This window comes from Mycobacteriales bacterium (genome assembly GCA_035504215.1).
GTDB lineage: Bacteria > Actinomycetota > Actinomycetes > JAFAQI01 > JAFAQI01 > DATAUK01.
On sequence record DATJSI010000142.1, the window covers coordinates 34,829 to 58,224 of the forward strand.

Annotated in this window: 22 protein-coding genes and 1 riboswitch; of the genes, 13 read left to right on the forward strand and 9 right to left on the reverse strand. The window is 69.0% G+C overall.

Going from position 1 to position 23,396, the window contains the following annotated elements:
- Window positions 1-44: 44 nt before the first annotated feature.
- Complete coding sequence (locus VME70_16635; GenBank protein ID HTW21824.1) at window positions 45-1,058, forward strand: DUF1698 domain-containing protein; 1,014 nt, start codon at window positions 45-47, stop codon at window positions 1,056-1,058.
- Between the two features lie 18 nt (window positions 1,059-1,076).
- Here the strand turns inward: VME70_16635 and VME70_16640 are convergent, their stop codons facing one another.
- The 3 genes from VME70_16640 to VME70_16650 are packed head-to-tail and all read right to left on the reverse strand — an operon-like array spanning window position 1,077 to window position 3,245.
- A complete protein-coding gene (locus tag VME70_16640; GenBank protein HTW21825.1) occupies window positions 1,077-1,979 on the reverse strand; it encodes a sulfotransferase in 903 nt (300 codons plus the stop codon).
- Complete coding sequence (locus VME70_16645; protein ID HTW21826.1) at window positions 1,969-2,964, reverse strand: GNAT family N-acetyltransferase; 996 nt, start codon at window positions 2,962-2,964, stop codon at window positions 1,969-1,971. The genes VME70_16640 and VME70_16645 overlap by 11 nt, the downstream gene beginning before the upstream one ends.
- Complete coding sequence (locus tag VME70_16650) at window positions 2,961-3,245, reverse strand: hypothetical protein (protein HTW21827.1); 285 nt, start codon at window positions 3,243-3,245, stop codon at window positions 2,961-2,963. Before VME70_16650 ends, VME70_16645 begins: the two co-directional genes overlap by 4 nt.
- 29 nt (window positions 3,246-3,274) lie before the next feature.
- Between VME70_16650 and VME70_16655 the strand changes: the two genes are divergently transcribed.
- The 3 genes from VME70_16655 to VME70_16665 are packed head-to-tail and all read left to right on the forward strand — an operon-like array spanning window position 3,275 to window position 6,437.
- The gene (locus tag VME70_16655) at window positions 3,275-4,852 is read left to right on the forward strand and encodes an oligosaccharide flippase family protein (GenBank protein ID HTW21828.1); all 1,578 of its coding nucleotides are present in this window, start codon (window positions 3,275-3,277) and stop codon (window positions 4,850-4,852) included.
- Window positions 4,853-4,860: 8 nt separating this feature from the next.
- A complete protein-coding gene (locus VME70_16660) occupies window positions 4,861-5,307 on the forward strand; it encodes an FdtA/QdtA family cupin domain-containing protein (protein ID HTW21829.1) in 447 nt (148 codons plus the stop codon).
- On the forward strand, window positions 5,304-6,437 hold the full coding sequence (locus VME70_16665; protein ID HTW21830.1) for a DegT/DnrJ/EryC1/StrS family aminotransferase: 1,134 nt from the start codon (window positions 5,304-5,306) through the stop codon (window positions 6,435-6,437). Before VME70_16660 ends, VME70_16665 begins: the two co-directional genes overlap by 4 nt.
- Before the next feature lie 2 nt (window positions 6,438-6,439).
- Here VME70_16665 and VME70_16670 read toward each other — a convergent pair whose 3' ends face one another.
- The 6 genes from VME70_16670 to VME70_16695 form a co-directional block, all read right to left on the reverse strand.
- Window positions 6,440-7,357 (reverse strand): glycosyltransferase, encoded by a 918-nt coding sequence (locus VME70_16670; GenBank protein HTW21831.1) that lies wholly within the window; start codon window positions 7,355-7,357, stop codon window positions 6,440-6,442.
- Entirely contained in the window at window positions 7,347-8,111 is a 765-nt protein-coding gene (locus VME70_16675; protein HTW21832.1) for a class I SAM-dependent methyltransferase, read from the reverse strand. Before VME70_16675 ends, VME70_16670 begins: the two co-directional genes overlap by 11 nt.
- A complete protein-coding gene (locus VME70_16680) occupies window positions 8,108-8,941 on the reverse strand; it encodes a hypothetical protein (protein HTW21833.1) in 834 nt (277 codons plus the stop codon). The genes VME70_16675 and VME70_16680 overlap by 4 nt, the downstream gene beginning before the upstream one ends.
- Complete coding sequence (locus VME70_16685) at window positions 8,938-10,059, reverse strand: glycosyltransferase family 1 protein (protein ID HTW21834.1); 1,122 nt, start codon at window positions 10,057-10,059, stop codon at window positions 8,938-8,940. The genes VME70_16680 and VME70_16685 overlap by 4 nt, the downstream gene beginning before the upstream one ends.
- Before the next feature lie 101 nt (window positions 10,060-10,160).
- On the reverse strand, window positions 10,161-11,468 hold the full coding sequence (locus VME70_16690; protein HTW21835.1) for an MATE family efflux transporter: 1,308 nt from the start codon (window positions 11,466-11,468) through the stop codon (window positions 10,161-10,163).
- 24 nt (window positions 11,469-11,492) lie between these two features.
- A complete protein-coding gene (locus VME70_16695; protein ID HTW21836.1) occupies window positions 11,493-11,759 on the reverse strand; it encodes a YdeI/OmpD-associated family protein in 267 nt (88 codons plus the stop codon).
- 79 nt (window positions 11,760-11,838) lie between these two features.
- Between VME70_16695 and VME70_16700 the strand changes: the two genes are divergently transcribed.
- From VME70_16700 to VME70_16740, 9 genes are all read left to right on the forward strand, one after another.
- Window positions 11,839-13,737 (forward strand): DUF1972 domain-containing protein, encoded by a 1,899-nt coding sequence (locus VME70_16700; protein ID HTW21837.1) that lies wholly within the window; start codon window positions 11,839-11,841, stop codon window positions 13,735-13,737.
- 115 nt (window positions 13,738-13,852) lie between these two features.
- Entirely contained in the window at window positions 13,853-15,274 is a 1,422-nt protein-coding gene (locus VME70_16705) for an O-antigen ligase family protein (GenBank protein HTW21838.1), read from the forward strand.
- Complete coding sequence (locus tag VME70_16710; GenBank protein HTW21839.1) at window positions 15,271-16,932, forward strand: ATPase, T2SS/T4P/T4SS family; 1,662 nt, start codon at window positions 15,271-15,273, stop codon at window positions 16,930-16,932. The genes VME70_16705 and VME70_16710 overlap by 4 nt, the downstream gene beginning before the upstream one ends.
- A gap of 409 nt (window positions 16,933-17,341) precedes the next feature.
- Complete coding sequence (locus VME70_16715) at window positions 17,342-18,511, forward strand: type IV pilus twitching motility protein PilT (GenBank protein HTW21840.1); 1,170 nt, start codon at window positions 17,342-17,344, stop codon at window positions 18,509-18,511.
- Window positions 18,512-18,522: 11 nt separating this feature from the next.
- Entirely contained in the window at window positions 18,523-19,749 is a 1,227-nt protein-coding gene (locus VME70_16720; GenBank protein ID HTW21841.1) for a type II secretion system F family protein, read from the forward strand.
- Between the two features lie 182 nt (window positions 19,750-19,931).
- A riboswitch (cyclic di-GMP riboswitch) is annotated at window positions 19,932-20,017 on the forward strand.
- Window positions 20,018-20,099: 82 nt separating this feature from the next.
- Window positions 20,100-20,540, forward strand: a complete 441-nt coding sequence (locus VME70_16725; protein ID HTW21842.1) for a prepilin-type N-terminal cleavage/methylation domain-containing protein — start codon at window positions 20,100-20,102, stop codon at window positions 20,538-20,540.
- A gap of 115 nt (window positions 20,541-20,655) precedes the next feature.
- Window positions 20,656-21,102 carry a prepilin-type N-terminal cleavage/methylation domain-containing protein gene (locus VME70_16730; protein ID HTW21843.1) on the forward strand — a complete coding sequence of 149 codons (447 nt, stop codon included), beginning with the start codon at window positions 20,656-20,658 and terminating at the stop codon, window positions 21,100-21,102.
- Between the two features lie 51 nt (window positions 21,103-21,153).
- Window positions 21,154-21,603, forward strand: a complete 450-nt coding sequence (locus tag VME70_16735; protein HTW21844.1) for a prepilin-type N-terminal cleavage/methylation domain-containing protein — start codon at window positions 21,154-21,156, stop codon at window positions 21,601-21,603.
- 59 nt (window positions 21,604-21,662) lie between these two features.
- On the forward strand, window positions 21,663-23,396 hold a 1,734-nt coding region (locus tag VME70_16740; GenBank protein ID HTW21845.1), incomplete at its 3' end, for a prepilin-type N-terminal cleavage/methylation domain-containing protein.

Sequence of the window (23,396 nt, forward strand, 5' to 3'; positions counted from 1 at the left end):
AGCGGCAACGGCCGCTTCGACTCGTCGTGACGGATACTGCGCGAATGTCGATGCTGCGCGACCGGGTTGCCGGCTGGTCGGCTCGTCCGGGTGCGCTGGGTGCGTCGTACAACGCGATGCGGGCGGTCCGGGCGAGGGCGTTGATGCGCAACGGTGGCCCGCGGCGCCTGGTGGACAAGTCGTGGTACTACTCGGTGGAGCTAGCGCCGGGCGTCGTCACGAACGGGCAGTATCACCCGGACCTCCCGATGGTGCCGCGACTGCTCGCGCGCCAGGTCGTCCTCACGGGCGCGGACTGCCTCGACCTCGGCAGTGTCGAAGGGCTGATGCCGACGCTGATGGTGCGAGGCGGGGCCAACAGCGTGCTGGCCACCGACTTCACCGGCTACTGCGCGGACAAGATCGCGGCGGTCAAGCGGGCCTACGGTGTCGACTTCGACTTCAAGAGTGTCGGGCTGATGTACGACCTGTACCGCAAGATCGGCAGTGGCTTCGACTTCATCAACTGCTCCGGACTGCTGTACCACACCTGGTCGCCGTTGGACGTGCTCGCCGGAGTCCGCCCGCTGCTCAAGCGACATGGCTTGATGGTGGTCAGTACCAACGTCGTGCTCGAGGCGGAGTGGACCGCCGAGCTCAATGCCGACGGGCGGCTCAACCAGGAGACCAACACCTTCTGGTACTTGTCCGTGCCGACGCTCGACTACCTGCTCCGTTACCTGCGGCTGCGGCCGGTCGATGCGATGGTCATCCCGGAGGCGGACTTCCAGCAGCCGCTTCGTGGCGTCATTCCCAAGCAGACCGGGTACCTCGGCGTGTTGTGTCGGGCGGAGGACCCGACCGGTGCCGGCGAAGACTGGATGTCGCGCTCCGCCGCAGAGTCGTGGGAATACCTGCATCGCACCGACTGGCGCCGGGCCGACCGCCAGCCCGAGTCGACGATCAGGTTGAAGACCGCGGAGGTCGTCGAGCCGCTCTCGCTGTCCACGCTTCGCCGGACACCCACCCCGGCCGGCCCGGACGACGGTCACGTGCTGCGGTTGGCCGCGCGGTCCTGAGCCTGCGTCCTGCTCGGGTCACAGCGGGAAGTCGGCGAGCCAGACTTCGGTGAAGTCCGGGTCCCGGGCTCGAAGCGCGGCCACCTCCGCCGCGTAGATCCCAGCAAGCCAGGACCGGTCCACGTTGATCGGCACGTCGACCTCTGTGCTCCCGAGCGACGCGACTGCGGCGTCGCGGAGCGCGCGCGCCCGGCGCTCGCCGACGACTTTGCGGACCGCCGCTCTGACGCGGTGCGGTGTCGATGCGGACCCGGGAAGACGACCTTCGAGCCGCGCGCGGACGCGGGGGTAGCGCAGGGACCTGGTCTCGTTCGCGGCCACCGGGGTGACGGCGGTGAAGCCGGGCAGGCCAAGGAACGCGGCACAACGATTCAGGCAGGTCAGGGGGTCGGCGCGCAGCTCCTCGGCGACGAGCAGAAGGGTCTGGTCCGACCGAAATGGCGGGATGAAGCGGGCAAGGTTGGTTGCGTAGCAACCCTCCTGGTAGAGGTAGCCGTAGTTTCCCGATGGGCTGCTCCGCGGGTCCGGGACATCAGCCCGGTCGGACTCGAACACGGTCCGGAAGTCGCGGCGCTCCGCCCCGAGGCTGATCAGCCAGCGGTAGTGGGAGAGCGCGCGGTCGATCGGGTTGCGCAGAAGAAAGATCAGCCGGCAATCGGGGATCGCCGCGTGGATTCGGTCGGGTACGCCGGGAAACACCATGTAGCCGGTGCTGGACTCGCCGCGATAACGGGACGATGCCGCGGCGGGTGGGAACAGCTCCGCATAGATCTGCTGGGCATGCGCGAGCCGTTCGGGATCGGTGAAGACGTGCGGCTCCTTGGTCGTGGTCATCACGATGTCGGGATGTTGATCGAGATACAGATGCAGGCTGCTCGTGCCGGACTTCCCCGCGCCGGCAACGATCAGGTTAGGAAGCACTGCACGGGATCCGATAGGTCTCGATACACATGCCGTTCGCGCCGAACGAGCGCTTGAAACGAAAGAGTGGGTCGTTCAGACCCGCACCGTCATCGCTGGTGCTCGTTCCGAAGCTGACGAACCTGAGCTCGGACCGGGCGGCCTGCTCGATGAGGGACTCGCAGAGGAAGTCAAGCGCGGCAAGCTTTCTGCCCGTGGCGTTGGAGGCGAGGTACTGGGTGTGCAGGGTGTCCGACGAGTAGCGGTAGGTGAGCGCGCCGGCGACGAGCTGCCCGCCGTCGGCTCTGGCAACCCGAAGGCCGATCTGGTCGGGAAAGCGCTGTGTCAACTCGGTCATCTCGGTGAGGGAGTGGACGGGTGTGGCGGCGTGACGCTCCGCCAGCTGCTCGGTGAGCAGCGACCAGAAGTCGGGTAGCCACTCGACCCCTTCGTGCAGCGTGACTCCCGCGCGCGGCGCCTTGCGCAGCACGTTGCGTTTCTTGGCGTCCGCCGGTGGTCGCCGGGCAAGGTCGACGACGGCGCTGAGCTGGCAGTCGGTGCGTTGGCCACCCAGCCGGCACACCGCGTAGACGTCCTCGTCGCCCAGGTCGCGCCGGGCGAAGGGTGGCACCGGACGGTAGTGGAGCGCGTCGAAGCCGAGCGACCGCAGGGTGGTGCTGACCGCAGACAAGGCGGCGACCAACCCGTCGCCGTACAGGCCGCGCCCGTAGACCAGGCCGCCGAAGGTAATGCCGGGATGCGACACCACCTCGCGTCCCGGCTCCGCCGCGGAGAGCGCAGCGGGAAGTACGGCGACGAGGCGGCCCTCGCGAGTGCGCACGACCAGCGAGGCGTCCTCGAACCGGTCCCGGTGGTAGGCGAGATAGCGCCGGGTGTGCAGGAAGGTGCCGTTGCCTGCGGTGCCGATGAAGCGGTCCCACTCGTCGGCGAGAGACGCCTCGTAGGAGCTCGCCGTGTACATCGCGAGCTCGGACTCAGCGGTCACGATGTCTCCTGGTGACCGCCCGCACTTGTGCGGTGCTCGGCGGCGTCGGGCAATCGGCCACGCGCCGAGAAGGTTTCAGCGCCGTCTTCCGCGAAGAACGTCGCGACCGCCTGCACCCTGGAGCCATGCGGAATGCGGGCGTGCCGTCGGTCCTGCACCATGGTGTGCTCGAAACCATGATCGGCACGAACGGCCGCGCCGGGAGAACCCACGCGGAGCTGTTTGTCGTCGATGGCGGCATGATGCCATGCGTTCCTGCCCGAGCCCGGTCGCGACTTCACCTCACGGGCCGTGGCGTCGAGATTGACGTATGACCGTGGACGCTCCGCCGGCGGCCCACCAGGGCTGGGCAGACGAGTCCCGGGCGCGGCGGCGTCTGCTCGGCGGCGGAGCGTGGGCAGCCGCCGACTTCGCCTTCTCGATGCTGCTCGGCCTGCCGCTCACGGTCGTTCTCGTGCGGGTGCTGCCGCATCACGTCTACGGCTCGATCGCGACCGCGATGTCCGTGACGGTGTTGCTCAGCAGCCTAGTCGCCGTCGGCCTCGCGGACTCGGTCGCGCGGGCGATCGCACGAGACGATCCGGAAGCCCGGCCCGGCGGCACCGATGCCACCGGCCCGGAAGTCGTCGCGACCGCCTGGCGCATGTCGGCACTCGCCGCGGTCGTCGGTGGGCTGCTCGCGCTGGTCGTCGCACTCGCACTCAGCGGTTCGCGGGACTCGGGCGCTTCAAGCCTGGTGCTGATCGCGATCCCGATGGTGATGATCTATCCGCTGCACAGCGTCTTGATCGGCCTGGTCCGGGTCTCGTTCCGACCGGCGCTGTCCTTTGTCGCCTCCGCGACGACTTCAGTGCTCGTGCTCGGTGCGACGGTGGTCGTGCTGGTGGCCGGGGTTCGCGCCGGGGCACCGGTCGTGGCGGTTCGCGTCGTCGCGTCCCTGCTCGGTGTCGCCGTACTCGGTGTGGGGATGCACCGAACCCGGCCGCGTGGCGGCCTGCCGTCGCGAGCGACGGCCGGCGCGATGCTGCGGATCGGTGGTGCGGTGGTGCTCGTGTCGATGGCGGCGGCCGCGATCTCCCAGCTCGACGTCGTAGCGGTAGGTGTGTTCCGCGGAGAGGTCGCCGCAGGCTTCTACGCCCCGCTGTCGCGGCTGCTCGACGTGGTCACCGGCGCGTTCGTCGCGCTCGGGACGTACGCGCTGGTCGCCCTCAGCACTGCCGGTGCCAAGTCCACCGAAGCGCTGGCCCGGCAATACCACTGGTGCACCCGCTGGACCGTGGTGGCACTAGGCCCGATTCTCGCCGTCCTGGTGGTCGCCCCCGCGCCGGTGCTCCACCTGCTCTACGGTGCCGAACCCGGAAGTGCCAGTGTCGTGGTCCGGATCATCGCTGCTGCCGCGTGCATCCATGTCGGGCTCGGATACAACGGCCTTGGCCTGGTCGCGCTCGGTGAGAGCCGGCTGGTGTTGCTCCAGGGCGGAGTGGCGCTGCTGGTGAGCGTTGTCGCCTGCCTCGTGCTGGTGCCGTTGTTCGGCATCGACGGAGCCGCGGAGGCGACCGCGCTCGCGCTGGTCGCCAGCAACCTGGTGTGTTCGGTTTCGCTGTGGCAGCGACATCGGGTTGCGCCACTCGACCGCGCGGCCGGCACGACGATCGCCGGCTTCCTGGTTGCGCTGACCGCCTGTCTCGTCGTGGAAGGGCTGGCCGGCAGCAACTGGGCCGTCGACGCGACGACATTTGTCGTGGTCGGTGCGTTGACGTTCGGGATCGCGACGCACGAAGGTGACGGCTGGCGTCGACAGGATTGGAGCGCGCTGTTGCGGGGAGGCGATGCGCGCCGACACGCGGATGCGCTGCCCTCGGCGCGGTCCGACAACGTGGCAGGGTAGGAGCATGAGTGCTGGACCGGAGCCGGGGAGTCGTGGTGGCACCGACGACGAATGACTGTCTGGTCCTCAACCTGCCCCGGATCCAGGATCCGCGCGGCAACCTCACCTTCATCGAGTCCGGTCGCCATCTCCCGTTCGACATCGTCCGGGTCTTCTACCTGTACGACGTACCAGGAGGGGAGTCCCGAGCCGGTCACGCCAACAAGACGCTGCAGCAGGTCATCATCGCGGCGTCCGGCAGCTTCGACGTCGTCGTCGACGACGGACGCAACCAGGAGCGGTTCCATCTCAACCGGTCCTACACGGGGCTCTACATTCCGGGCATGATCTGGCGCGACATCGACAACTTCTCGTCCGGCTCCGTGTGCCTGGTCCTGTGCTCCGACTTCTACGACGAGGACGACTACCACCGCGACTACGACGAGTGGCGCGCGATCGCGCTGTCCGTGCAGTGATCCGGGTTCCGTTCCTGGAGTTGGCGCGCGCCGACGCTGCGATTCGCGACGAGTTGGCACAGGCCGCGGCCGAGGTCATCGACAGCGGCTGGTTCGTCCTCGGCCCCCAGGTCGAGGCGTTCGAAGCGGAGTTCGCCGCCTACGTCGGCGCCAAGCACTGTGTGGGCGTCGGCAACGGGCTCGATGCGATGACGCTGTGCCTGCAGGCCTGGGGCGTCGGTCCGGGACACGAGGTCGTCGTCCCGTCGAACACCTATATCGCGACCTGGCTAGCCGTGACGCGGTGTGGCGCCACCTTGGTGCCGGTTGAGCCGTCGGAGTCGAGCTTCAACCTCGAAGCGGCCGCGGTTGCCGATGCCCTGACCGAGCGCACGTCGGTGGTCCTGCCCGTGCATCTCTACGGCCGGCCGGCCGACGTACCGGAGATTCGCAGGACCGCGACCGCGGCCGGCGTCAAGGTCCTGGACGACGCCGCGCAGGCGCATGGCGCCGAATGTGCCGGGGGGCGGGTCGGTGCGCTCGCGGATGCGACGGCATGGAGCTTCTACCCGACTAAGAACCTCGGCGCGGTCGGTGACGCAGGTGCAGTGACGACGGATGACGACGACACTGCCGCTGCCCTGCGGGCGCTTCGCAACTACGGGACGACGAGCAAGTACGTCAATGACCGGCTCGGCGTCAACAGTCGGCTCGACGAGCTGCAGGCGGCGTTGCTCCGGGTGAAGCTGCGCCATCTCGACGAGTGGGTGCAGCAGCGCGGGCGGATCGCGCGGGCCTACCTTTCCGGACTTGCCTCGAACGGCCTGATGCTGCCCAGCGCACCCAGCGAAGGACGTCACGCCTGGCATCTGTTCGTCGTGCGGCATCCCCGTCGAGATGATCTGCAACGCGAGCTCACGGCGCGGGGCATCGGCACGCTGATCCACTATCCGATCCCGCCGCACCTGCAAGGCGCGTACGCGTCGATGGGGAAGGGGGTCGGAAGCTTCCCGGTCAGCGAGGCCATCCATCGCGAGGTGCTCAGCCTGCCGCTTGCGCCGTACCTCTCCGATGACGAGGTCTCTACCGTCATCGACACAACGGTTGATGCGTGTCGCGTCGTCGGCGAGCAGGCACTGTCGATGCCCTGAGCTCAGCCGACCGGGCGCGTCCTTCGCAACCGCCTGGTCCCGACCTCCGTCAATAGCCCGCCCCACTGCCGCGCATAGGCCCAGTCGCCGTGGCGAGCCCGGCGCAGGCTGGGGCGCAGCGAGCGAAGCAGGGCGCCCGCGTCCGCCCGAAGCGACAGTCCTGCCCATTTGCGGGAGATCACCAGCTTGCTGAGCCACATCTCCTCGGCTCTTGCATTCGACATCGAAGTCGGAAGGTAGCGGTACGCGGCTACCACGTCCTCGTGATGAGCGAACGGCCACCGACAAGCCAGCCGCAACCACATGTCCCAGTCCTCGTAGAACAGGTCCTCGTCCCAGCCGCCTACTTCGACGAGGGCATCGCGGCGGATCATCGTCGCCATGGCCGGCAGGAAGTTCCGCCTCAACAGCGTGCGGAAGAACCGGTCGTCCGGCGGGAGCCCGTCGGGAACGAAGCGCTCGAGGAAGGTGCCACCGAGTGGCGCTCCGTCCTCGGCGATCAACAGCGCGTCGCCGTAGACGACCACGGTCTGGTCGGGTGCGCGGGCGAAGGCGCCGAGCTGGACTTCGGTCTTGCCCGGCATCCAGTAGTCGTCCGCCGCGATCGTGTGCAGGTAGTCCCCGCGACTGTGTGCCAATGCCTCGTTCAGGCTGCGGCACAGGCCGACCGGCTGTGGATGCCCGATCAGCTGGTGGCTCGGGAAGTGCTGCTCGACAAAGCGGGTGCCGACGTCGAAGGACGCGTCCGACGAGCCGTCGTCGACGAAGACCAGGTGGTTCGGCGGCACGGTCTGGTCGCGGACCGACTCGAGGCACTCGGTGATGTACGCCGCATGGTTGTGGCTGATGACCACTGCCGTCGTCTCGGGCCGGACTGCACGCTCGACCTCGTGCCCCGAATCCGCCGGGCTATCCGTCACGACGCACCACCCAGCGCGCATAGTCGTAGCCGTCGTCGCCGCTCGTCGCATGGGTCAGGACCTGAAGGCCGTTGCCGACGAGGAGCCGCTCGGCCTGCGGCGCCGGAACCACGAGCATGGAGATTCCGGACAGCCCCCGTCGATGGAGACGTTGGTGCGACCAGCCCAGTGTGCGCAGCAACCGGTAAGCCCGAAACCGGGGCTGGATGCGAGCCCGCCAGGTCTTCACGCGCTCCGGCAGCTCGATCACCGCGACTCCACCGGGCCGGAGTGCGCCCGCGATGACGCCGACCGCGGCGTCGACCGCCTGGAGGTCGGGCAGATGCTGGAGGACCAGCAGCGACACTGCGAAGTCGTGTTCGCCGTGCTCGTCGACCTCCGACGGCGCGACGGTCGTGACATTGGTGATGCCGGCCGCGGCAGCCCGTTCGTTCAGCGTCTTGCGCATGCCGGGGGAGATATCGACGGCGGTGACATGCGCGAACCGTTTGGCGAGGGCGAACGACAGCCTCCCGGTGCCCGCGCCGTAGTCCAGAGCACGCGCCGCACCGGTCGGCCGGGCAAGCTCAAGGCACTCGGAGACCGCGGCCTCACCGGTCTCGTAGAACTCGGACAGGTCGTCTTCCCACCCGCGATGGCGACGGTCGCGAACGGTCAGCACGGCCCAGTCCGGATCGTCGGCTCCGAGCGAGGACCACACCTCCTCCTGGCGCTGCTCGTCGCGGTCCGGGCGAGGTGGCTTGCGACCGGTCATGTGACCGTCCTCCCGAGCGCTCGGCGGACGCCGAGGCCAACCCTGATGGCGGCGATAGCAGCACGCCCCCGCCACCCGCCGAGCCGGCGTCGGCACAACCGTTCGAGCGCACCGATCCAGCGTGCACCCGCGCCTGAGCTACCGCGATCGTGGCGAACCGTCACCTCGGGCGCCAGCCGGAAGCGTGCACCTCGCACGGTCGCTGCCGTGCCCCACGCGACGTCCTCGGCGTACACCAGCTCATCCTCCGGAACCGGGCCGAAGCGTTCGAACGCATCGGGTGCGAGCAGCAGGCAGGCCATGCACAACCAGTCGACGTCCTGGGCGCGCGTGGACTGCCGGCGGGTCAGGAACATGCCATGCAGCCACGGCAGCAGGTGGCTGAGGAACAGGAAGTACGCGGTGACCGAACCGAGGGTGAGTGGGCCGCCGGCCGCACCGACCTGCAGCCGGCCGTCCGCGCCCGCGAGCAGTGGCGCGACACCGGTGACACCCGGCTGCAGGTGCAGGGCGAGGGTCGCCAGCTGGGTCCGGTCGAGATCCACGTCGGGGTTCAGCAGCAGCCACGGCCGGGTCGCCGGCGCCCCTGCCGAGTCGACTGCACGGTTGACCGCCGCGGCGAAACCGAGGTTCTGACCCAGCAGCAGCGCGGTCGCGTCATGAGCGCCGCAGACCCGCTTCACGCCGTCCGGGTCGTCGCCGTTGTCGACGACGATCACGTGTTGCCCGGACAGGGCGTCGGAGCGCAGCCGGGCCTCGACGTTTCCCAGGCTGCGGTAGTTGACGAGGATCACGGTGAGGTCGAGATCCGCGGACGCCGGCGCCGTCATGAGGTCGCCGTTCCCACCGTTGAACCGGTGGTTCCGCCGGCGGTCCGCAGCGCGTCGAGCGCCGCGGCCGCGCTCGCCGCCCAGCTGTACTCCGCAACTCGCCGGTGACCGGCTGCGACGAGCTCGCGACGCCGCGGGGCGTCGTCGAGGAGGTCACCGATCGCGGCGCGCCAGCCGTCGACGTCGAGGGACGGGACGACCAGCCCGGCGTCACCGGCCACTTCCGGCAGGCTCCCGGCGTGGCTCACGATGACGGGGATACCGGCGTACATCGCCTCCAGCACCGGGATGCCGAAGCCTTCGAAGAGGGAGGGAAACGCGAGCAGGTCGGCGGCGACGTACTCGGCCGCCAGCTGTGCCGGGCTGACGTACCCGGTGAAGGAGACCGCCTCGCCGAGCCGGTGGCGCAGGTCCCGCTCGATCTCACGCCCGGCGTCCGGCACCCGGCCGACGACCCGCAGCTCGATCTCCAGGCCGGTAGCGCGCAGGGCAGCAACCGCGGCAGCCACCGTGCCGAGGTTCTTGCGCGGGAGGACGTTGCCGACAACGAGCACCCGGTTCGTGCCGCTGCGTCCTTCGGAGCGAGGTACGGCGTCGATGAGCTGGGCCAGGCCCGGGTCGACGGCGTTCGGCGCGACGGAGACCCGGTCAGGATCGACGCCGAACCTCTCGATGACGCCCTGCCGGGTGAACTCCGACGGGACGAGAAGCGCGGCCGCCGACCGCGCGCTACGCCGGATCGACGCCCGCACCCGGGCCCTGAAGGCAGCCGGCAGCCAGTCGGTGCTGTCCGGGTCGAACGGCGAGAGGTCGTGAACGACGACCACGCACGGGCGCCGGGTCAGCGGCATCGTGTAATGCACGAGCAACGCCGCCGCGCGGACGCTGCTCGCCACCCGCGGCAGGTCGACGGCAACCCGGCGGATCGCGCGGGCGGACACGATGCGCGGGGTCCGCCCGGTGAGCGCGGCGACCTCGTCGCAGCCGGCGGCGGTGGCCGCGAAGGCGAGTGGCTCGACGCCGGGCGAAGTGGCCAGCTCGCGGGCGATGTTCGCGGCCCAGGTCTCGTTCCCGGTCTGGCGACCTCCGACGTGGTGCACGTCGATCAGAAAGGTCATCGCCGGCGGCCCGGCTGACGTGCTGCCACGCCGAAAAACATAACCGCCGCGAGCCGGGGTTCCCGTGGCATGCGGTGCGCCGGACCAGCGCGTCGCGCGGGTTACTCCGCGCCGAGCACCTGCCAGCGGATGCCCTGGGTCCGCACGAGCATGCCCGCGAGCCGGACCAGGTAGAACGCCAGCAGGCCGGCCCACACGCCACCGAGCCCCCAGTGGAAGTGCAGCGCGGCAAGGTCGATCGGCACGAAGGCGCCGATACCGGCGACAAGCGTGAGCAGGGCCATGAACCGCACGTCCCCGGCGCCGATGAGGACGCCGTCGAGTGCGAACAACACGCCCGCCGGCAGCCACAGCACGCAGAACCACGGCCACATCACGTGCATCTGATGGATGACCGCCGGGGCTCCGCTGAAGATTCTCGGCACCGGCCACCACAGCGCGGCATATCCGACCGCGAAGGCCACACCGGCCCACGCGCCCCATCGAGCGATCCGCCAGGTCACCCGGCGGGCAGCCGCCGCGTCGCCGCCGCCCAGTGCCGCGCCCACGAGGGACTGCGCGGCGATCGCCACCGAGTCGAGCAGCAACGCGGTGAACTCGTCGATCTGCATCCCGACCTGATGAGCGGCCAGCTGCGCCGTACCCATCCGCGCCGCCACCGCGGCTGCGGTGAGGAACGACGCCTGGAACCCGGCGTTACGGATCACGAGGTCGCGGCCGACGCCCAGCTGCTTGCGAATGGTCGGCCAGACGACCCGCTTGGGACCCTCCAGCGCGGCGATGAACAGCACCGCGCCGACCACCTGCCCGGCCAGGTTCGCCATCGCTGACCCTCGCAGGCCCAGGCCCGCGGTGTAGACGAGCAACGGGCAGAGCGTGGCCGACACCGCGTTCGCGGCCAGTACGAACACCACCGGCTGGCGGGTGCGTTGCACGCCGCGCATCCAGCCGTTCCCGGCCAGTACGACGAGCACCCCAGGGAGGCCGGCGAGACCGATCCGCAACCACTCGACGGCATCGGACCGCACCGCGACCCGGCTGCCGGCCAACACGTGGGCGAGCGGCACCGCGAACAGCTCGCCCGCACCGGCAAGCACGATGCCGGTGAGCAGCGCCAGCCACGAGGCCTGCACACCTTCGGCACGCGCGAGGTCGAGCCGGCCGGCGCCGTACGCGCGAGCCACTCGCCCGGTGGTGCCGTACTCCACGAAGTCGCCGACGACCAGGAGGAGAGCCACGACGGCGACCGCGATCCCGAGCGCGGCGAGCGGGCGGGTGCCGAGATGGCCGACCACGGCCGTGTCGACGAGGAGATAGGTGGGCTCGGCGGCAAGAACCACGAACGCCGACGCGGTCAGCGACAGCAGCCGCCGGGTGGGGATGTCGGCTGCGTCCCCCGACTCGCTCACCCGGTATCCGAACTGTTCGGCCGGCTACCTGCCGGTGCGCTCACGGTGGCTGCACCCCGGCCAGCAGCACGGCCGCCGCATGCCCTCCTCGAGCTCTTCCTGGGTCCGCCTGATCCGGCGTTCCCGCGTGTGGTCCTGCTTCGCGTCCTCGACCCAGCAGATGAACTCGTTGCGCGCCAGCGGGGTGATGTCCTTCCACCGGTCGAGTGCGACCGCGTTGGTGATGAGCGCCGTGCGCAGATCGGCGGGAAGCTTGTGCACCACCCCGCCGGGAACCCGCTGGCCGCTCACGCGCCCACGCTAGCGGGCGGGGACGCCCGAAGAGCGTCGGCTGCACCGATCTGCGCGCTCGCGCCAGTAGGTTTCAGGCGTGCGCGCGTTGTTTGCCTTCCGGCGGCGCGCCGACTTCCTGCTGGCGGTCGTCGACCTCGGGCTCGGAGTGCTGGCCGGCTACGTCGCGTACTCGCTGCGCTTCGGTGCCACGAGCCTGCCCGGGTTCTACGTCGTGCGCTACCAAGCGATGACGGTCGGCCTTGCGGTCGGCTCGGTCATCGCCGGCCGGGCCGCCGGGCTCTACCGCCGCGACGTGCTCCGGCCCGGCCAGTCCACGGTCGAGCCGGCGGTCGAGTCCGCGGTCGCGGTCGGACTCGCCGTCTTCCTCGTCAACCAGTTCAACTTCCACGGCGCGCTGTCGCGATCGTGGATCGGTCTGGTCACGCTTGCGCTCTTGCTGTTCGCCATCGCCTCGCGCTCGGTCCTGCGCGCCGGGCGGCGCATGCTCGTCCCGTTCGGCATCGCGCTCGAGCGCTACGCGCTGGTCGGCGACGACGCCGCGGGACGCCGGCTCCTGGCCGACCTCACCCGTGCCGCCGGCACGCCGTTCAGCGTGGTCAGCATTCTGCCGAGGAACCTCGCTCCGGACGCGCTGCTCGCCGAGGCGAGGAGCCTCCGGCTCGACGGCCTGATCCTGACCGCCGACGCCGATCCGGTGACGGTCGGGCGGCTGGCCGCTGCGCTCTCCGGCGAGGGCGTGGACGTCCTGCTCGCGCCCGGGCTGTCCGGCCTGGAGTCGCGAGTCGCGAGCGTCGCGATGCTGTACGGCGTACCGCTGCTGAGAGCCGCCGGCATGGCGCCGCGCAGACGTGCGGTGCGGACCCGTGCCCACAAGCGGGTCCGCCGGGTCGCGATCGTCGGCACCCGCGGGATCCCGGCGAACTACGGCGGCTTCGAAACCTTCGCCGAGCGGCTGGCGCTCTACCTGACCGAGCAGGGTATCGAGGTGACCGTCTACTGCCGTCGACACCATGCGACGGCCGGCAGCAGCTGGCAGGGAGTGCGGCTGGTCACCCTGCCGACGATCCCGACGAAATACCTCGACACGGTCGTGCACACGTTGCTGTCCACGGTTCATCTGGTGACCCGGACGCGGATCCGCGACGTCGTGCTGTGCAACTCCGCGAACGCGCCCGCGCTACCACTGTTGCGGCTGAGCGGGAGGCGCGTGCTGCTCAACGTCGACGGGCTGGAGTGGCGGCGACGCAAGTGGGGGATCGTCGGGCGGACCTGGTACCGGTTCGGCGAGTGGCTCACCGTGCGAATGGCCGACGTCGTCGTGACCGACGCGGACGAGGTGCGCACCTACTACCACGTGCGCCACGACACCGACTCGGTCATGGTTCCGTACGGCGCGGACCTCGTGCCGCGCGGGCAGCCGCTTGCGGCTGACGTCGGTGTCCGGCCGGACCGCTTCGTGCTCTACGTCGCGCGTTGGGAGGTGGAGAACAACCCCGAGCTGGTCGCCCGGGCGCACGCACGAGCCCGGACCGGGCTCGGCCTGGTGATGCTCGGCCGATCGACCTACGACCCGGCTCTCGAGCGCGCGGTTCGCGCCGCCGCGGCGCCCACCGCCGTCCTGCCCGGCGCGGTCTTCGGCGAGGCGTACGTCGCGCTGCAGAGCAACGCCCGTTGCTACATCCACGCGACGGAGGTGGGCGGGACCCATCCGGCGTTGATCGAGGCGATGGGCGCCGGCAACCTGTGCCTGGTCCTGGACACCCCGGAGAACCGGGAGGTGGCCGGCCCGCAGGCCTGGTACTTCGCCGACGAAGCCGATCTCACCGGCCTGATCGAGCGGGTCGACCGGCTCGATCCCGGCGAGCTCGAGACGCTCCGCACAGCGACCCGGCGGCGGGCCGCCGAACGGTACTCCTGGACCGATGTCGGCCGGCAGTACGTCCGCCTTCTGACCCGTGACAGCGCCGCTCACTGAGGGTCAAGAAGCGGCGTAATCGCGCCGATGCCACAGCGTGACCCCAGCTGTGGTCGCAGCGTCGCCCACGACCGCTGTGGCCCCTCCCTCGCACGCGCCCGAGCGTTCGTCGCGCGTGCTTGCTCTGCTGGCCGGAAACCTGCCGGCCGCCGCGGCGCTCGCCGCCTGCACCTGGTGGCTGTTGCTCGCCCCGCGCCTCGAAGGCGGCCGGGGTGCGGGCGCCGTGACCGGCGGCGCCATCCTGACCGCACTCGCGGTCCTCGCCAGCCGGCCCGAACGGGTGCTGCCGCGCCCTGCGGTCTGGCTCGCGCTGGCGATCAGCGTGGCGGCATTCGGCGTCGCCGTGCTCGCTCCCACCGGCTGGGCTGGTGCGCCGACCGCCGCCAGCTACGTCTGCGCGAGCTGGACCACGATCGCGGTTGCCGCCGCGGTCGTACGGTCACCCAAGCTGCGGAACCTCGTCCTGCTGCTGGTGGTCGGGGGAGTCCTCATCGAGCTCGCCGAGTCCTGGATGGCCTGGTGGGGTGGCACCGACGCCAGCGTCCCGATCAGCGGGACGTTCTACTGGTACGACCCGTTTGCTGCGTTCATGCTGGCCGGCACGGTCATCGGTCTGTCGTACTGGCTGCGGCGCTCGGGGCCGCTGGCGCTGTTCGGGCTGGTGGGCGCCGCGCTCGGCAGCATCGGGATGGTCTACTCCACGAGCCGGGCCGCCATCGCCTGCTTCGCCGTTGCCATCGGCTGCGTCGCGGTCGGGGCCGTGTGGGGCCGCGGCCGGGTGGGCGCGAAGCGGCTCGCGATCGGAGCCGCGGTCGTCGGCTTCGCGGTCTGGGTCATCGGTGGGCCGCCGTTCTTCCCGCACCGCTCGCTGCCCTTCGCCGGCACCGCCGGCCGAGCCGCGGGACAGTCCCTCGGCCAGAACGGCAGCTACCGGCTGGAGTTCTGGCGCGAGGCGCTCACTGTGTTCCGCCGGCACCCGCTGGTCGGCGGTGGCTACCACTCGCTGGCGTCCGCTGCCGTGGGTCACGTCCCGCCCACCTGGTCGCTCTCGCCGCTCGCCCACAACGGGTACCTGCAGGCGCTCTCGGACGGCGGGCTGCTGCTCGGCGTACCCTTCCTGCTCGCTCTTGCGGCGATCTCGTGGTACGTCGTCGCAGCGCTGATCGGCGCGGTTCGACGCCGCGACTTCTCGACCGGCGGGTTCGTCGTTCCGCTCTGCCTCGGTGCGCTGCTCGTCCACTCGGCAGTTGACTTCGACTGGTCCTACGCAGCCGACTTCGAGGTCGTCGCGATCCTTGCCGGGCTGGTCGCCGCGGCGCGCTGGGCCGCGCCTGCCGATGGCTCGGCCGCAGAACGGGCGGCCGCGACCGGCCGCCCGGGTGCCCGGCTGCTTTCCGGAGCAGTCCTCGTCGGTGTGGCGCTGCTCGCAGTGGCCGCCGGCGTCGCCCACAACGGCGACTTCAAGCAGTCGCTGCCGATCGGATCCAGCGCATCGCGGTCCGTCGTCCACCACTCGACCAGCGGGGGTAAGGCGTGAAGCAGCTCGGCGACATCCTGGTCGAGGACGGCCTGGTCACTGAGGACCAGCTCGCCGACGCCTACGACGAGCACCAGCGCGTCGGGCGCGCCCTCGGTCGCGTCCTGGTCGACCGCGGCGTGCTCACCGAGAGCCAACTGGTCGCAGCGCTCGCCCAGCAGATCGGCATGCGCTTCGTCGACCTCACGGAGTTCCCGATCGACGGCTCGGCGCTGTCGACCGTGCCCCCGATCGTCTGCCGCCGCTACAACGCGCTCCCGATCGGGTTCGAGGACGGCAAGCTGCTGGTCGCGATGTCGGACCCGGCGAACGTCTTCGCGCTCGACGACATCCGCTCGATCACCGGCATCGAGGTCAAGCCGGTCGTCGCGACCAAGTCCGACGTCAGCGCGGCGATCAACCGCTTCCACCGCGCGGACTCCGACCTCGATGACCTCACGATGGCCCTCGATGAGGAAGAGGACACCGGGCTCGACAACCTCAAAGAGGTCGTCGAGGACGCCCCGATCGTCAAGTTCGTCAACCTGCTGATCACGCAGGCGATCAACGACCGGGCCTCGGACATCCACCTCGAGCCGACCGAGCGGGACCTGCGCGTGCGGTTCCGCATCGACGGCGTGCTGCACGAGATCATGCGCTCGCCTCGCAACATCCAGTCCGGCGTGACCAGCCGCCTGAAGATCATGGCGGACATCAACATCGCCGAGCGCCGGATCCCGCAGGACGGCCGGCTCTCGGTCACCGTGAGCGGGAAGAAGATCGACCTGCGGGTGGCGACGCTTCCCACGGTGTGGGGCGAAAAGGTCGTCATGCGAGTGCTGGACAACTCGACCGCGATGCTGAACCTGTCCGATCTCGGGTTCAGCGACGGCAACTACGAGCGGTACTCGGTGAGCTTCCAGAAGCCGTACGGGATGATCCTCGTGACGGGACCGACCGGATCCGGGAAGTCCACGACGCTCTACGCGACGCTGAACATCGTCAGCCGGCCGGAGATCAACGTGATCACGGTCGAGGACCCCGTTGAGTACCGAATTGCCGGGATCAACCAGGTTCAGACCAACCCGAAGGCGGGCCTGACCTTCGCGACTGCACTCCGGTCGATCCTGCGTTCCGACCCCGACGTCGTCCTCATTGGTGAGATCCGGGACCACGAGACGGCCCAGATCGCGATCGAGGCCGCCCTCACCGGTCACCTCGTGCTCACCAGCTTGCACACCAACGACGCGCCTTCGGCGATGACCCGACTGGTCGAGATGGGGATCGAGCCGTTCCTGGTCGGTTCGGCGCTTGACTCCGTTCTCGCGCAGCGGCTCGCCCGGCGGCTGTGTGAGAAGTGCAAGGAGCCCTACACGCCGGAGCCCTCGGTGCTGCGCTCGGCGCAGTTCCCCTGGGAGGACGGCGAGCCGCTGCCGACGCTCTACCGCGCAGTCGGGTGCTCGGCCTGCTCGAAGACCGGCTACCGCGGCCGGCTCGCGCTGCACGAGGTGATGACCGTGAGCGAGGACATCGAGCGGCTCACGGTGGCACGAGCCTCGGCGATCGAGATCGGCCGTACCGCACGGGAGCAGGGGATGCGACTACTGCGCCTCGACGGGATGGACAAGGCCGTGGCCGGCGTCACGTCACTGGAGGAGATTCTCCGCGTCGTGGTCTGAGCCATTCGGCCGATCGGGCGAGCGCCCGTTTTCTCAAGACCGGGCGGAAGCAGGCCGATGCAGACCTGAGGCGGGAGCGGTCTCGCTGCTCGCGGACGACCTCACACGAGGGGATATGCAGGTGGAGACTCAGGGCAACGACGCTTCGTCCATTCCGCCGATGGTTTCGTCGGAATCGGCTCCGCCGGTCGGCCTAAGCCCGCTCGACCCGGGGTGGTCGCCGGACGGCGGCACGGTGACCTCACCGTCCGCGCCGCCCGCCACGCTCCTGCCGTCGGTGGCGCCCGTTGCGCCGTCGGTCGCGCCGGCTGCCCCGGCCCCGGTACCCGCCGCCGCGGCGCCACTGCCGTCGGTGGCTCCTACGCTGCCGCCGCCGGCTGCGCCAGTGGCGCCTCCGATGGCTCCGCCCATGGCTCCGCCGCCGAACGAGCCTCCGCTCGGCTCGGTCAACCCCCAGGTCGACCTCGACACCAGCTATGCGCGTGCGGCACTGGAGGAGGACAGCGGCCTGGAGGCCGGCTTGCTCTCCGAGCTGCTGGTGGAGTGCCAGGACAGCGGTGCGTCCGACCTGCACCTGTCAGCGGGCGCGCGCCCGACGTTGCGCATGAACGGCACGCTGGTCCCGATGGAGGACCGTGCGATCCTCACGCCTCCGGTCATCCAGCGGATGATGTACGCGATTCTCACCCAGAAGCAGCGGGAGCGTTTCGAGGAGGAGCTCGAGCTGGACTTCGCGTTCGCGCTTCCGGGCCGGGCCCGCTTCCGGGTCAACCTCTACCGCCAGCGGGACGCCCTCGGTGCGGCGTTCCGGATCATCCCCTACGAGATCAAGGCGCTCGAGGACCTCGGCATCCCGCCGAGCGTGGCCAACTTCGCCATGCTGCCGCGCGGGTTCGTCCTGGTCACCGGGCCGACCGGTTCCGGTAAGTCGACGACCCTGGCCTCTCTGGTCGACCTGGCCAACCGCCAGCGGCACGACCACATCATGACGGTCGAGGACCCGATCGAGTTCCTGCACAGCCACAAGGCCTGCCTGGTCAACCAGCGCGAGGTCGGCGAGGACACCTGGTCGTTCCAGAACGCCCTGAAGCACGTTCTGCGCCAGGACCCCGACATCATCCTGGTCGGCGAAATGCGTGACCTCGAGACCATCTCGGTGGCACTGACCGCCGCCGAGACCGGCCACCTGGTGTTCGCGACCCTGCACACCCAGGATGCGGCGCAGACCATCGACCGGGTCATCGACGTCTTCCCGTCGCACCAGCAGCAGCAGATCCGCGTCCAGCTCGCCGGTGCGATCCAGGGCGTCGTCTGCCAGACGTTGTGCAAGACCTACGACGGCAAGGCGCGTGCGGTCGCGACCGAGGTCATGGTGGCCACCCCCGCCATCCGCAACCTGATCCGCGAGGGCAAGACCCACCAGATCTACTCCGCACTCCAGGCCGGGGCGCGGTACGGGATGCACACCCTCGACCAGCACCTGGCCGAGCTGGTGAAGGCGGGCCGGATCACCTACGAGACCGCGCTCGACAAGTGCCATCACGTCGAGGACTTCAACCGGCTGACCGGCCGGGCCTGAGAGGACGCACCATGGCAACAGTCACGACGTACAAGTACGCGGTCCGCGACCGATCAGGCAAGCTGGTCAACGGCGAGCTCGCGGCCGAGACGGAGGCCGCCGTCGTCCAGCGGCTGAAGTCGATGGGCTACGCCCCGGTGTCGGTGACCGAGGCGCACTCGGGCCTGCAGACCGAGATCAAGATCCCGGGCATGGGTACCAAGGTCAAGCTCAAGGACCTGGCGATCTTCTCGCGGCAGTTCGCCACGATGATCAACTCCGGCCTGTCACTGATGCGGGCCCTCACCATCCTGGCGGAGCAGACCGAGAACAAGGAGCTCGCGCGGGTTATCGGCGAGGTTCGCAACGAGGTCGAAGCCGGGTCGGCGCTGTCCCTCGCGATGGGCAAGCACCCCAAGGTCTTCCCACCGCTGATGGTGAACCTCTGCAAGGCCGGCGAGATCGGTGGCTTCCTCGACGCGGTCCTGCTCCAGATCGCCGAGAACTACGAGGCGGAGGTCAAGCTCCGCTCGAAGATCAAGGCCGCGATGACCTACCCGATCGTGGTCGGCTGCATCGCGATCATCGCCTTGATCGTCATGCTGACGTTCGTCGTTCCTTCGTTCGCGAAGATCTTCTCCTCGCTGGGATCGCAGCTTCCCGCCCCGACCCAGATGCTGGTCGACATCTCGCATGCGATGAAGTTCATCCTGCCGATCATGATCATCGGCGGGATCGCCGGGCTCATGACCTGGAAGCGGATCAAGCACCAGGAGCGCGTCCGCCGGATCGTCGACCCGTGGAAGCTGCGCCTTCCGGTGTTCGGGATGTTGTTCCAGAAGGTCGCCATCGCGCGGTTCGCCCGCAACCTGGGCACGATGATCCACTCAGGCGTCCCGATCCTCCAGGCACTCGAGATCGTTTCGGAGACCACTGGCAACTGGACCATCACCGCGGCCGTGCGCGACGTGCAGGACAGCGTCCGCAACGGCGAGTCGCTCACCCAGCCGCTGAGCCAGCACGATGTCTTCCCACCGATGGTCGTGCAGATGATGGCGGTCGGCGAGGAGACCGGCGCGCTCGACACGATGCTGCACAAGATCGCCGAGTTCTACGACCAGGAGGTCGAGGCGACCACTGAGGCACTGACCGCTCTGATCGAGCCGATCATGATCGCCGTGCTCGGTGGCCTCGTGGGCTCGATGATCGTCTGTCTCTACCTGCCGATCTTCGACGTGTACAACCACGTCGGAAGCTGAACCAAGCGGTATCCCTCCCTGCGTACGCGGCGCCCCGGGCTCGGGGCGCCGCGTCGTGGTCGTGTGGCGGCAGTTCGTGCATGCGGCCGAATGGGCTAACAGAATTCGGCCAAATACAAGGCCTCCGGCCCTTCAAGTCCGTCGGCGGAAAGCCGATCTATCCCTTGTCATCGAGCCGTAAGGCCAGGCAAGGGCACACCCGTCGTGAGGCGGGGTCGCAAAGCTACGGGACTCACAGCTCCCAACGTGAGTTAGCCGGGCTGCCTCGGCCGGCACCCTTTCGGGGGAGCCGCGCAGAGGGGGAGCGCTCACCAGCGCGGCTCACCGAAAGTACAACGGAAGGATCCGCAATGCTCGCTCGACTCCGCAAGATGCAGGAGGAGAATGAGGGTGGCTTCACTCTCATCGAGCTCCTGGTCGTGATCATCATCATCGGCATCCTTGCCGCGATCGCGATCCCGGTCTTCCTCCAGCAGCGCAAGAAGGGCTACGACGCGGCCGTCAAGTCCGACCTCGTCGCCGCCGCGACTGCTGAGGAGACCTACCTGACCGACTTCAACACCTACACCGACAGCACCAGCAACCTGGCCACCAAGGAGTCCTTCAAGTTCTCCGCCGGTGGCGACTACAACGGTGGCACTGCGGCTCTGACCATCGTGTCCAACACGAACCAGGGCTACTGCATCACCGGCGTTGCCGCGTCGGGCAACACGTGGTTCTACGACAGCAGCGCGGGCGGCGTTCAGCCGGCGGCGTCGTCGTACACCTGTGGGGTCAGCGGCGCCAGCTGATCTGACCGAACGTCGTTGGAGGCCCGCGGCATCTGCTGCGGGCCTCCAACGCTTGCAAGCCGCCGGTACGGCCCGTACCGGGCCCGGAACCCTCAACCGGAATGGAGGCGATCACGTGTTCCGCACCGCCCAACAGCGGACCGCCGACGCCACTGACGCCGGCTTCAGCATGATCGAGCTCCTGGTCGTCATCATCATCATCGGCGTCCTGGCCGCGATCGCGATCCCGGTCTTCCTGAGCCAGCGCGACAAGGGCTACGACGTGGCGGTCAAGTCCGACCTCGTCGCCGCCGCCAACGCCGAAGAGGCCTACAGCACCGACTTCAACACCTACACCGACAGCGCCAGCCAGCTGAAATCGGCCGAGGGCTTCAAGTTCTCCCAGGCCGGCGAGTACAGCGGGGGCACGCCGGCGATGACGATCGTCTCTGCCGGGTCGAAGGGCTACTGCATCACCGCGACGGCCGCGTCCGGAAACACCTGGTTCTACGACAGCAACAACGGGGGACTCCAGCCACTCAGCACCTCTGGCTACACCTGCTCGGTATCCGGAGCCTCATAGCCGCAGGCTCGGATCGGGCGATCGACGAGGGACGCAAAGGGGAGGGCCTCAGTGATCGCAGCGCACCACCGGCCGCAGACCGACGAGGTCGATGCCGGGTTCACCCTGATTGAGCTGCTTGTCGTGATCATCATCATTGGCATCCTTGCGGCGATTGCCATCCCGGTCTTCCTGAACCAGCGGCTCAAGGCCTATGACACGGCCTCCAAGGAGGACCTGCGCAACCTCGCCAACTTCGAAGAGATCTACCTCGACGACTTCGCCAGCTACGGGACGATCGCCGAGATCCAGGCAAAGGAACCGACGATCAAGCCGAGCGGCGGCGTCACGCTGTCCGTGGTCGACTTCATCGGCAACTACGGATACTGCCTGTCCGCAAGCCATGCCGGCGACCCCAAGGTCTGGTACTACGACAGCCAGGGCGGCGGGCTGCAGCCCAACGGCGCAACCGGGTGTCCGGTCACCACCGGCGGCACCCCGGGCGACAGCGTCACAGGTTGACCGGGCGATCCACCCAGATGGCTATCAATCATCGCCATGCTCGTGCCGATAGAGCCGACGTGACCCGCTTCTTCTCGCGTGCCCTGCGACCAGGCTCCCGGCCGGACGAGGGCTTCTCCATGGTCGAGATGATGGTCGCCCTGCTGATCATCGCGATCGTGTCAGCGGCGAGCGTCGCGTTCTTCGTGGCCAACATCCGCGGGGTGAACGACCAGCGCCAGCATCAAGAAGCGGTCTACCTTGCCAACCAGCAGATGGAGACGGTCACCTCCCTGCCGGTGAGCAAGCTGGTGTCCGGGCGGACCCAGGCCGAGGTCACAGCGCTCTACTCGAGCGCGGCCGCGACCGCCCTCAACATCAGCGCGCAGGACGACACCACCAACGCCGGCAACTACGACTCGACCGCGTCGACCACCGGCAACGAGGTCGTCCCGCTGACCGTCACCCAGAGCGTCAACAGCGTGCCGTACTCCCTGACCACGTTCATCGACGTGTGCTGGTACAACAACACGACCGGGTTCTGCACGCCGACCCAGACGTCGTCCACGACCCAGGAGTACCGGGTCTCCGTCTACGTGACGTGGACTTCCGCGGGGACGTGTGCGAACGGATGCAACTACTCGACCAGCACGCTGATCGACCCGAGCTCGGACCCGTTGTTCAACACGAACATCAGCACCCCGTCGGCCACGCTGACCACCCCGGCGTCCGGAACGGTCGTCAACGACAATGACGCGAGCTCTTGCACGACGAACGGCAACACGTACGCCGGCACGCTGTTCTCCTTCACCGGCGGCGCGTACCTCAAGTCGAACATCAGGGTCTTGATCTCCACCGGCGGCGGAACGATTCCGTCGGCGAGCATCTACCAACCGAGCGGGTCCGAGGTGGACTTCTGCCTGCAGACCTACGACCAGCCGGGCACCTACACGCTCTCGGTGATCAACACCGACGGTGGTCACTTCCAGACCTCGATCACGGAGCTGCCGAACCTCACCTCGGCCTCAGGCTGGACACCGACCGCGAAGAACCTGACTCTCACCGGTGGCGGGTTCGAGTCCGGCGCGACCTTCGCGGCGACCGGCGCGAGCTGGACCGGCACCTCCGGTTTGGTCACCGGCAAGAGCATCAACAACGGCGATGCCAACGACGACTCCGTCACGCTGACCAACTTCACCGGGCCCACCAACGGTGGCACGGCGACGATCACGATGACGAACCCCGACCTGACCACGGCGACGTGGACGATCACCGCGCCGAAGGAGACGTCGGTCAGCCGCACCGCCCTGGTGTCGGGGCAGACGCTCAGCGTCACGGTCGGCGGCTCCGGCTTCCAGAGCGGCTTCACCCCGGTCGTGGTGAACGCGACCGGAAGCGCGACCTACCTGTCGTCGACCGCGGTGTCGCTGAGCCTGACCGGCATCACGGTCGGCACGCCCGCAACCGTCATCATCTACAACCCGGATGGCGGCGCCAGCAACACGATGTCGTTCGCCGTGGACGCGCCGCCGGTGGTCAACAGCGCGACGCCCAACAAGGTGGTCGCCGGCCAGACCATCAGCGTGAGTATCGCCGGCACCGGTTTCGTGAGCGGCCTCACCGTGAGCCAGACGAACGGCAGTGGGCTGACGGTGAGCGGCCTGACGTCGACCAGCATGACCCTGTCGGTCACGGCTTCGACGGTTGGCACCGACGCCCTCACCATCACCAACCCGGACGGGGGCACGGCGAGCTTCTCGTTGACGGTCGATGCGCCACCGGCGATCGCCTCGGTGAGTCCGAACCCGGCGCTC